This is a genomic window from Nocardioides sp. (assembly GCF_024509035.1).
GTDB lineage: Bacteria > Actinomycetota > Actinomycetes > Propionibacteriales > Nocardioidaceae > Nocardioides.
In genome coordinates, this window is sequence record NZ_JANINT010000203.1 from 17,358 (window position 1) to 27,301 (window position 9,944).

The 9,944-nt window shown below is 71.6% G+C and carries 12 protein-coding genes; 4 read left to right on the forward strand and 8 right to left on the reverse strand.

Annotated features, from left to right (window positions below; all coding sequences use genetic code 11):
* Positions 1–214 precede the first annotated feature (214 nt).
* Genes Q0L15_RS14995 through xseA form a run of 4 tightly spaced genes read right to left on the reverse strand, consistent with a single transcriptional unit; the run spans position 215 to position 3,074 of the window.
* Positions 215–1,021: a hypothetical protein gene (locus Q0L15_RS14995; protein ID WP_296605257.1), complete on the reverse strand. Its 807-nt coding sequence runs from the start codon at positions 1,019–1,021 to the stop codon at positions 215–217.
* Positions 1,022–1,033: 12 nt separating this feature from the next.
* The gene (locus Q0L15_RS15000; RefSeq protein WP_296605258.1) at positions 1,034–1,549 is read right to left on the reverse strand and encodes a SigE family RNA polymerase sigma factor; all 516 of its coding nucleotides are present in this window, start codon (positions 1,547–1,549) and stop codon (positions 1,034–1,036) included.
* A gap of 51 nt (positions 1,550–1,600) precedes the next feature.
* Positions 1,601–1,834 carry an exodeoxyribonuclease VII small subunit gene (locus tag Q0L15_RS15005; RefSeq protein ID WP_296605259.1) on the reverse strand — a complete coding sequence of 78 codons (234 nt, stop codon included), beginning with the start codon at positions 1,832–1,834 and terminating at the stop codon, positions 1,601–1,603.
* Entirely contained in the window at positions 1,827–3,074 is a 1,248-nt protein-coding gene (xseA, locus tag Q0L15_RS15010) for an exodeoxyribonuclease VII large subunit (protein ID WP_296605260.1), read from the reverse strand. Before xseA ends, Q0L15_RS15005 begins: the two co-directional genes overlap by 8 nt.
* A gap of 45 nt (positions 3,075–3,119) precedes the next feature.
* Here xseA and Q0L15_RS15015 point away from each other — a divergent pair, with 45 nt between their 5' ends.
* A complete protein-coding gene (locus Q0L15_RS15015) occupies positions 3,120–4,121 on the forward strand; it encodes a 4-hydroxy-3-methylbut-2-enyl diphosphate reductase (RefSeq protein WP_296605261.1) in 1,002 nt (333 codons plus the stop codon).
* A 12-nt stretch (positions 4,122–4,133) separates the two neighbouring features.
* Positions 4,134–4,757 carry an L-threonylcarbamoyladenylate synthase gene (locus Q0L15_RS15020; RefSeq protein ID WP_296605262.1) on the forward strand — a complete coding sequence of 208 codons (624 nt, stop codon included), beginning with the start codon at positions 4,134–4,136 and terminating at the stop codon, positions 4,755–4,757.
* Here the strand turns inward: Q0L15_RS15020 and Q0L15_RS15025 are convergent.
* From Q0L15_RS15025 to Q0L15_RS15035, 3 genes are all read right to left on the reverse strand, one after another.
* Positions 4,703–5,155, reverse strand: a complete 453-nt coding sequence (locus Q0L15_RS15025; protein ID WP_296605263.1) for a DUF6542 domain-containing protein — start codon at positions 5,153–5,155, stop codon at positions 4,703–4,705. The two genes, Q0L15_RS15020 and Q0L15_RS15025, sit on opposite strands and share 55 nt — an antisense overlap.
* Positions 5,152–6,213: a DNA recombination protein RmuC gene (locus tag Q0L15_RS15030; protein WP_296605264.1), complete on the reverse strand. Its 1,062-nt coding sequence runs from the start codon at positions 6,211–6,213 to the stop codon at positions 5,152–5,154. Before Q0L15_RS15030 ends, Q0L15_RS15025 begins: the two co-directional genes overlap by 4 nt.
* Before the next feature lie 155 nt (positions 6,214–6,368).
* On the reverse strand, positions 6,369–7,157 hold the full coding sequence (locus Q0L15_RS15035; RefSeq protein ID WP_296605265.1) for an exodeoxyribonuclease III: 789 nt from the start codon (positions 7,155–7,157) through the stop codon (positions 6,369–6,371).
* 140 nt (positions 7,158–7,297) lie between these two features.
* On the opposite strand from Q0L15_RS15035, the gene Q0L15_RS15040 reads away from it, so the two are divergent.
* Positions 7,298–7,732: a hypothetical protein gene (locus Q0L15_RS15040; protein WP_296605266.1), complete on the forward strand. Its 435-nt coding sequence runs from the start codon at positions 7,298–7,300 to the stop codon at positions 7,730–7,732.
* Positions 7,733–7,743: 11 nt separating this feature from the next.
* A complete protein-coding gene (ychF, locus tag Q0L15_RS15045; RefSeq protein WP_296605267.1) occupies positions 7,744–8,820 on the forward strand; it encodes a redox-regulated ATPase YchF in 1,077 nt (358 codons plus the stop codon).
* Between the two features lie 58 nt (positions 8,821–8,878).
* On the opposite strand, the gene Q0L15_RS15050 is transcribed toward ychF, so the two are convergent.
* A partial coding sequence (locus tag Q0L15_RS15050) for a DUF2157 domain-containing protein (RefSeq protein WP_296605268.1) occupies positions 8,879–9,944 on the reverse strand: 1,066 nt, incomplete at its 5' end.

A 9,944-nucleotide genomic window follows, 5' to 3' on the forward strand; every position in this document is an offset into this window, starting at 1 on the left:
CGCACCGGTCCTGTTACTAGCAGTTCGAAGATTAGGCATTCGGGTCGCCCAAATCGCCCCGATGTTCGAAGACATCGCAACAGGGGATCCACGGGGCGGTAACGGAGCGCCGTTCACGCTCAACGGGACGGTAACGACTAGTCCACAGGATCAGACGTTTGGTAAAGACGTTTGGTCCAGACCGGTGCTGGCGTCCGCTCGTCCTCGACCGTCCTCAGCTCTCGTTCTCGGTCGCGTCGGCGTAGTCGTCGAGCCGCTCGCCTGCCTCGACGTACTCCACGGGGAGTCGGGTCCGGCCCCACCACGGCAGTGCCGCGATGTCACGCAGCTCGCCGGAGGTGAGCACGGGCATGATGCCCATGGCCCCGTCTGCCGACGGGCTGGTGTTCATCGCGGACACGACCAGGCGCAGCCCACGGTCAGGGCTGATCACCTCGACCGTCAATCGCTGCGACCCCTGGCCGAACTCGGTGTCGTCCTCCTCGAGATAGGTCCGCCGGATGTCGCCGTTCGGCTGCTGCTCGAGCGAGCAGGTCGCCATCCAGGGCATGGCGCAGCCCGGCTTCTCGGGCGCCATGGAGATGGGCTGCAGGTTGAGGAACACCGTGCCGGCCGGTCCGGGCCCATGGTCGGGAAGGAAGACGAGCGTGGCCATCGCCTCGCCGCGGTCCGCGGAGCCCTGCAGGGAGCTGATGGTGCCGGGGACGCGGTCGGTGACCGCGTCGGCAAGCGCCGCGGCGGCACCGCGCGCAGTGATCGGAGCCGTCCGTCCGCTGAGCTCGCCGACGCGCACCTCGGTGCCCACGTCGGTCGCGACGGTGCTGTCAGACCCGCGGTCGCCCGGCACCAGGGCGTACACGCCCGCCGCGAGGACCGTGCCGGCAACGGCGACGCCGACGGCGGTGATTGCTCGCCGGCGGCGGCGTGCGGCGGTGCCCTGGCGGCGGGAGGTCCGGGCCAGCTCGGGCAGGTCGGCGGTGACGTCGGCGACGGCGTCGTCCATGAGGTCGTGGAGCAGCATGTGGGTCCTCGCTCAGTCGTTCAGGTCGGGGAAGTGGGTCCGCAGCCGGGCGAGCGCACGCGAGGCACGCGTGCGGCAGGCGGACTCGCTGAGGCCGGTCTGGTCGGCGACCTCGGCGACCGGTAGGTCGTGGAAGTAGCGCAGCACCAGCACTGCGCGGTCCAGCGGTGGCAGCGTCGCCAGCGCCTCCATCAGGGACAGCCGGAGCGCCGGGTCGCCGGTCGTGGCGGCGACGTCCGCCTTGTCGTGCAGCGGGTGCTCGCGCACCCGCTTGCGTCGGCGGTCGGACAGGTAGAGGCGGGTGAGGATCGCGCGTGTGTACGCCGCCGGGTTCTCGGCCCGGCTGACCAGTCGCCACCGGGCGTAGGCCTGGGCGTAAGCGCTCTGCACCAGGTCCTCCGCCGCGTGCCGGTCGCCGGTCAGCAGCACGGCGGTGCGCAGCATCCGCTCACCGGTCGCGAGCACCAGCTCGTCGAAGGTCCCTGGCGCTGGGGGAGCGGTCACCGGGTCGTCCGCCAGATCGGTCATCACACCCTTCCAGAGGGGCCGAACGGCCGAACTGTTGCAGACGAAGAGGGACTAGTCCTCCCCGTCGCCCTCGATCACGGCGTCCAACCGGGCCCGGGCGCCGTCGAGCCAGTCCTGGCAGGTCGTCGCCAACCGCTCACCGCGCTCCCAGAGCGCGAGCGACTCCTCGAGGGTGGTGCCGCCGGCCTCGAGGCGGCGGACCACGTCGACGAGCTCCTCGCGAGCCGCCTCGTAGGAGAGTGTCTCCTCCGCGGTGGTCTTCTCGGCCGTCTTCTTCTCAGCCATCGTGCTCCTCGCTCTGCCCCTCGAGGGGCTCGGTGCGGGTGGTGGTCGCGTGGATGCGGCCGTCGGCGACGCGAACGCTGATCTGCTGCTTCGGCGTGACGTCGGTGACCGAGGTGACCACGTGGCCCTCGGCGTCCTGGAGGACGGCGTAGCCGCGTTGCAGCGTGGCGAGTGGTGACAGGGCCCGGGCCCGCGCCCGTTGATGACCGATGTCGTCGGCGGCGCGGTCGAGCGCGTGGCCCAGGCAGCGTCGGGCCCGATCACGCAGCTGGTCGACCTCGTCGCGACGGGCCTCGATCAGCGTGCGCGGGTCGGCGAGGGCCGGCCGGGACCGCAGGGCGTCGAGCCCGGCCTGCTCGCGAGCGATCCAGCCGGCCAGCGCGCCGCGCGCTCGCTCACGGGCACGCGCCAGGTTGCGCAGCTCCTCGCCGACGTCGGGGACGACGAGCTTGGCGGCGTCGGTGGGCGTCGAGGCCCGGACGTCGGCCACCAGGTCGAGCAGCGGCGAGTCGGGCTCGTGCCCGATCGCGGAGACCAGCGGGGTGCGGATCTTGTGGACCGCGCGGATGAGCGCCTCGTCGGAGAACGGCAGCAGGTCCTCGACCGAGCCGCCGCCGCGGGCCACGACGATCACCTCGACAGCCGCGTTGCGGTCGAGGCGCTCGACCGCCTCGATCACCTCGCTGGCCGACCGGGGACCCTGCATCGCGGCGTACGCGACCTCGAAGGCGACCGCGGGCCAGCGGCGGCGGGCGTTCTCGAGGACGTCGCGCTCGGCGGCGGAGTTGGGAGCGGTGACCAGGCCGACGGTGCCGGGCAGGAAGGGAAGCGGTCGCTTGAGCTCGGCCGCGAACAGGCCCTCGGCCGCGAGCAGCTGGCGGCGGCGCTCGAGGCGGGCGAGCAGCTCGCCGAGGCCGACCATCCGGATCTCGCGGGCGTAGAGCGAGAGGGTGCCGCGGTTGGCGTAGTACGACGGCTTGGCGTGCAGCACGACGCTCGCCCCCTCGACCAGCGGCGGGTTGAGGCCGTCGAACAGCGTGCGCGAGCAGGTGACCGGGATCGAGATGTCGGCGACCGCGTCGCGCAGCGTGAGGAAGACGGTGTTCATGCCCGGACGCCGGCTCACCTGGGCGACCTGGCCCTCAACCCACACCGCGCCGAGCCGGTCGACCCAGCCCGCGATCGCGTTGGCGATCTGGCGGACCGGGGCCGGCGACTCCAGCGAGGTCTCCATGGCCATGCCGCGACATTAGGGGATACCGCCCCCACGCCTAGACTGGCACGCATGACGACCGATCTGGGCACGCCCTCGATCCTGACTCCCGAGCAGGCCGACAAGGCTGTGCTGCTCGCGGCGCCACGCGGCTACTGCGCCGGCGTGGACCGTGCGGTCATCACCGTGGAGAAGGCGCTCGACCTCTACGGCGCCCCGGTCTACGTGCGCAAGCAGATCGTCCACAACAAGCACGTGGTCGCCGACCTCGAGTCGCGTGGGGCGATCTTCGTCGAGGAGCTCGACGAGGTGCCGGAGGGCCAGACCGTCGTGTTCTCCGCGCACGGTGTGTCCCCGGAGGTCCACCGGCAGGCCGAGCAGCGCTCGCTCAAGACCATCGACGCGACCTGCCCGCTGGTGACGAAGGTGCACCACGAGGCCAAGCGGTTCGCGACCGAGGACTACGACATCCTGCTCATCGGCCACGCAGGCCACGAGGAGGTCGAGGGCACGGCGGGTGAGGCGCCCGAGCACATCCAGCTCGTGCAGGGTCCCGCCGACGTCGCAGGCATCACCGTCCGTGACCCCAAGCGGGTCGCCTGGCTCTCCCAGACCACGCTGTCGGTCGACGAGACCCTCGAGACGGTGGCCGCGATCCGCGAGCGGTTCCCCGACCTGCTCGACCCGCCCAGCGACGACATCTGCTACGCCACCCAGAACCGCCAGCTCGCGGTGAAGGAGATCGCCCAGGGCTCCGACCTCGTGATCGTGGTCGGCTCGGGCAACTCCTCCAACTCCGTGCGACTCGTCGAGGTCGCTCTCGAGGCCGGCGCGCGGGCGTCGTACCGCGTCGACGACGCCTCGGAGATCGACGAGGCGTGGCTCGACGGGGTGCGCACGGTCAGCGTGACCTCGGGTGCGAGCGTGCCCGAGGAGCTGGTGAAGGGCGTCCTGACGTTCCTGGCCGAGCGGGGCTACCCCGACGCGAAGGCCGTGCACAGCGCCGAGGAGTCGCTGATCTTCGCGCTGCCCCCGGAGCTGCGGCGCGACCTCAAGGCCGCGGGCCGGGTCTGAGGCGGCACGCAGATGGCTCGCTACCTCGACGTCCACCCGGAGAACCCGCAGCCGCGGCTGCTCGGCCAGATCGCCGACGCGCTGCGCGAGGACCAGCTGATCGCCTATCCCACCGACTCCGGCTACGCGCTGGGCTGTCGGCTCGGCAACCGCGACGGGCGCGACCGGATCCTGCGCATCCGCGGACTCGACGACAAGCACCACTTCACGTTGATGTGCAAGGACTTCGCCCAGCTCGGCCAGTTCGTCAAGCTCGACAACTCCGCGTTCCGGGCGATCAAGGCGGCCACGCCGGGCGCCTACACCTTCATCCTCCCGGCCACCCAGGAGGTGCCGCGCCGGTTGATGCACCCCAAGAAGCGCACGGTCGGGGTGCGGATCCCCGACCACGTCTTCGACCAGGCGCTGCTGGACGCGCTCGGTGAGCCGATGCTGACCAGCACGCTGATCCTGCCCGGCGAGACCGAGCCGCGCAGCCTGGGCTGGGAGATCAAGGAGGAGCTCGACCACCAGGTCGACATCGTCGTGGAGGCCGGCGAGACGCTCGCCGAGCCGACGACGGTCATCGACTGGTCGGAGGGCTATCCCGAGGTGGTGCGCGTCGGCGCCGGGGACCCGGACCGCTTCGAGGTCTGAACCCGCTGCCGTACGGCGAGGATCGCCAGGCAGAGCAGGTAGCCGGTCACCAGCGCGCCCGCGTGGTGGGAGAGGCCCGAGACGACCGCCTGGACGACGCCGTCCTCGGGGTCGGCGATCGCGTCGGGGTGGGTGGCCCCGAGCATCGTGAAGACGACGACCATCAGCATCGGGGGCAGCACCCCGACCGTGAAGAAGTCGGCCGGTCGCACCGCGAGCGCCGTGGCGATGCACAACAGCACGAAGCAGACGTCGAACAGCAGGCCGACGTGGCCGACGATCCACTGGTCGAGCACGACCGCGGTCAAGGCGAGCGCGAGCCCGAGCGCGACGACCTGACGGCCCGGCTCGTGCCCCTCCTCCCAGAGGGTGCGGTGCTGGCTCACCTCTCGGCTCACAGGGCGAGGGTATGGTCCGCGTCCGGGCCGTCGTCGGCGGCGCGCCGTTCCACGACGCGCAGCTCGGTGGGTGCTATGGACCGCGCCTGGGCCTCCACCTGCCGCGGCGAGGGCAGGTCCCCGAAGCGCCGCGCGCTGACCAGCACCCGGGACTCCAGGGATCCGACGGCTGTGTTGTAGTGCCCCACGGCGGCGTTCAGCGAGCGTCCGAGCTGGTCGAGGTGGCCGTTCATCGACGCCAGTCGCTCGTGCAGCTCGCGGCCGAGGCGGTGGATCTCGCGGGCCTGGTCGGCGAGCGCCTCGTGGCTCCAGCCGTGGGCCACGGTGCGGAGAAGGGCGATCAGCGTCGTCGGCGTGGCCAGCACCACCTGTCGGTCGGCGGCGTACTCGATGAGGCCGGCGTCGGTCTCGAGCGCAGCGGCGAGGAAGGACTCGGCGGGCACGAACAGCACCACGAACTCCGGGCTCTCCTCGAGCGATCGCCAGTACTGCTTGGAGCCGAGGACGTCGATGTGCGTGCGCAGCTGGGCGACGTGGCGGCGCAGGTGGTCGCGTCGCGCGTCCTCGTCGTCGGTCGAGGTGGCGTCGAGGTAGGCGTCGAGCGGCACCTTGGCGTCGACGACGACGCGCCGGCCGCCGACCAGGTGGACGACCAGGTCGGGGCGGCGCGCACCGTCGTCGAGCCGCACCTGCTCGCTGAAGTCGCACCGGTCGACCAGCCCGGCCAGCTCGACCGCGCGGCGCAGGTGCAGCTCGCCCCAGCGGCCGCGCACCTGCGGCTTGCGCAGCGCCGTGGACAGCGACTGGGTCTCGCGGCGCAGCCCCTCGGCGGTGAGGCGCATGTCGAGCACCTGCTGGTTGAGCTGGCCCTGCCAGGTGGCCCGCTGGTGGTCGAGGTCGCGCATCTGGTCGCTGAGCCGGTCGAGGCCCTGCATCACCTCGGCCTGGTCGACCATGCCCTCGGCGAAGGTGGAGCGGGAGCGCGACCACAGCACGCCGACGAGAGCCCCGAGCGCGAGCCCGACGAGCAGGGTGAGGAAGAGCGCGATGGTCTCCATGTCCTCAGCATGGCGGGGGCCACCGACACCGGACCTGGTGGCTCGCCGGCGCAGCTGTAACGCCGTGTTACCCGACCTGCCCACCATGGTGAAACGCGGTGGGTAGAGGAGGTAACCGGGCGTTACAGCGCGCGGCGCGGGTATGCCGCGCCGCCTCAGGCCAGGTCGACGACCACCGGTGCATGGTCGGAGGCGCCGGTGCCGGCACGCTCCTCGCGGTCGATGAACGCGCCGGTCACCCGGGCCGCCAGCGACGGCGATCCGAGGACGAAGTCGATGCGCATGCCGCGGTTGCGCTCGTAGCGCTGGCGGTAGTAGTCCCAGTAGGTGTAGACCTCCGGGCCCGGCGCGTGCGGGCGGACCACGTCGACGTACCCGTCGTCGAGGAAGGCCTGGAACGCCGCGCGTTCGGGCGGAGTGACGTGCGTCGACGAAGCGAACTGGGCGACGTCGAAGACGTCCTCGTCGGTGGGGGCGATGTTCCAGTCGCCCACCAGCGCGACGTCCTGGTCGCGCCAGCCGAGCGCGGCCTCGCGCAGCCGCGCCAGCCAGTCGAGCTTGTAGACGTAGTGCGGGTCGTCGGGCTTGCGGCCGTTGGGGACGTAGAGCGACCAGACGCGCACCCCGCCGCAGGTCGCGCCGATCGCGCGCGACTCGACCTCGGGCGCACCCTGCAGTTCCTTGGCCCAGCCGGGCTGATCGGGAAACCCGGTCTCGACGTCCTCCAGGCCGACGCGGCTGAGGATCGCCACGCCGTTCCACTGGTTGACCCCGGCCACGGCGACCTCGTAGCCGCGCGCCTCGATGCCCATCAGCGGCAGCTGGTCGGCGCGCGCCTTGGTCTCCTGGAGGGCGAGCACGTCGATCTCGTGGCGGTCCAGCAGTGCCTCGACGCGGTCGATCCGGGAGCGGAGGGAGTTGACGTTCCACGTCGCGATGCGCACGGACCTCACCCTAGGGGCGCGGCCACCGGCCGGGGCAGTTCGGGTCGGCGTACGGCGAAGCCACGCTGAGGAGGCCGCGAGGGGCCGAACTGCCCGTCGAGGGGCCGCCTGTCTGCTTGGATGCGCCCAGGAGGTGGGCCATGAGGCGCACGGTGCAGTGGCTGCTGGTCGGCGCGATCGCGCTCGACGTGGCGTACTGGTCGATCTGGTTCACCGACCGCGACGTCCTCGCGAGCGAGCACACGCAGGCCTACTACGACTTCGAGAACGCCTTCCCGCTCGCCGACCTGTGGCTGGGCGTGGCGTGCCTGCTCGCACTCGTCACCCTGACCCGGCGTACGCCGTCGGCGCTGTTCTGGCTGATCGCCGCGGGCTCGTCGGGCATGTACCTGTTCGGGATGGACCTGCTCTACGACCTCGAGCACGACATCTTCACCTCGGGCGGCGGTGGCGCCTTCGAGGCCTTCATCGTCACGGTCACGCTGGTGTTCTCCGTCACGGTGCTGCGCTACGCCTGGACCAGGCGGGCCGAGCTGCTCGCCGGCGATGCGGGGAGCGCCTCGCCCGCGCCGTAGACTCGCCGCCCGTGGCACTCACCATCGGCATCGTCGGACTGCCCAACGCCGGCAAGTCCACCCTCTTCAACGCCCTGACCAAGAACGACGTGCTCGCGGCGAACTACCCGTTCGCGACGATCGAGCCGAACGTCGGCGTCGTCGGTGTGCCCGACGAGAGGCTCGCGAAGCTGGCCGAGGTGTTCGGGTCCGCCAAGATCCTCCCCGCGACCGTCGAGTTCGTCGACATCGCCGGCATCGTCCGCGGTGCCTCGGAGGGCGAGGGCCTGGGCAACAAGTTCCTCTCCCACATCCGCGAGTCGGCCGCGATCTGCCAGGTCACCCGCGTCTTCCGCGACGAGGACGTCACCCACGTCGACGGCGAGGTCAACCCCGCCAGTGACATCTCCACCATCCAGACCGAGCTGATCCTCGCCGACCTGCAGACGGTCGAGAAGGCGATCCCGCGCCTGGAGAAGGAGGCGCGCGGCAAGAAGGAGCTGGCCGCCAACCTCGAGGCCGCCAAGCAGGCGCTGGGCCACCTCGAGGCCGGTACGCCGATCATCGCCACGAACGTCGACCGGTCGCTGATCCGCGAGCTGTCGCTGCTGACGGCCAAGCCGTTCATCTACGTCTTCAACTGCGACGCCGACGAGCTCGGCGACGAGGCGCTCAAGGCGAAGATGCGCGAGATCGTCGCACCGGCCGAGGCGATCTTCCTCGACGCCAAGTTCGAGGCCGAGCTGGTCGAGCTCGGCGACGACGACGAGGCCCGCGAGATGCTCCACGAGATGGGCGTCGAGGAGCCGGGCCTGGAGGTGCTGGCCCGCGTCGGGTTCGACACGCTCGGCCTGCAGACCTACCTCACCGCCGGTCCCAAGGAGACCCGAGCCTGGACGATCCCGAAGGGTGCGACCGCCCCGGAGGCCGCCGGCGTCATCCACACCGACTTCCAGCGCGGCTTCATCAAGGCGGAGGTCGTCTCCTTCGACGACCTCATGGAGGCCGGCTCCATGCTCAAGGCCAAGGAGGCCGGCAAGGTCCGCATGGAGGGCAAGGACTACGTCATGCAGGACGGCGACGTCGTCGAGTTCCGCTTCAACGTCTGAGGTTCCGCCACGCACCTGACCGAACTGTCGTTGACGGGCGCTCCGGGCGACAGTTGCGTCAGGTGCGTGGCGCCCCCTTGTGCCGCGCCACCCACACCGCGGCGCCGACCAACAAGCCACCGGTGACCAGCAGCGTCAGTGCGGCGGACGCCTGCCCGGGGAACCACTCGACGATCGCGCGCGGCGCGGTCCACAGCAGCAGGACGGCACCGACTCCGAGCCAGGCCAGGTTGCGCTCGCGCAGGGCGAGGGCGACCAGGGCGAACGCCGTGGCGATCGCCATCAGCATGCCGACGCCGGCGATGTGGGAACCCGACATCGTCACGGCGCCGAACCCTGCTGCGAACGCTCCGGTCGCGACGCCGACCTCACGGGGCTCGAGCCGGCCGCTCCAGGCGATGGCGGCCCAGGCCACCCCGACGACCGACATCGCGAGGCCGGGGGCCGAGTCGGCGTCCGAGATCTGCAGGGCTGCGGCGACCGCCCACAGCAGCACGGGCACGAGGAGGGCCAGCTGCTGGAGCCACGTCCGGCGCAGCCGCCAGAGCACCGCGGCGAGGATGGCGGTCGGCGGCGCGAGCACGATCAACGCATCCTCGTCGGTGCGGTCGAGCACGTCGACGGAGAAGATCGTGAAGAACGCGCCGGTGGCGGCGACCCCGAGCGCCCAGAGCACCGAGCGGAGCCGTCCGGCGGGTGCCCCGAACTTGTCGGGCACCGCCGACCCGGCGGCCACCAGAGCGACGGCCGCGACGCCGACGAGCACCAAGCGGACAGCCACGGAGAGGTCGGCCCAGTACATCCCGACCAGCAGGCCGGCGCCGACCAGCATGATCACCCCGCCGAGGTAGCCGAGGGCCTCGGTGACCAGCGAGGGAGCGTCGGCGGCGTCGCTCGCAGGTACGACGCGCAGCTGGTGGGCCCGGCGATCGGCCTGTGCCTCGTGGCTGGCGATGGCACGCCCCTGGTCAGGGGTGATCAGGCCCGCTGCGACCCAGTCGTCGAGCCGGGCGACGAGGGCGGTCGGCGTGGTGGGGGCGGCGTGGTGGACGATCCTGGCTCGCATGGCGGCCTCCTGGATGCCGCGGGCGGGCGGGACCCCTCCCGCACCTCCATGCTGCTCC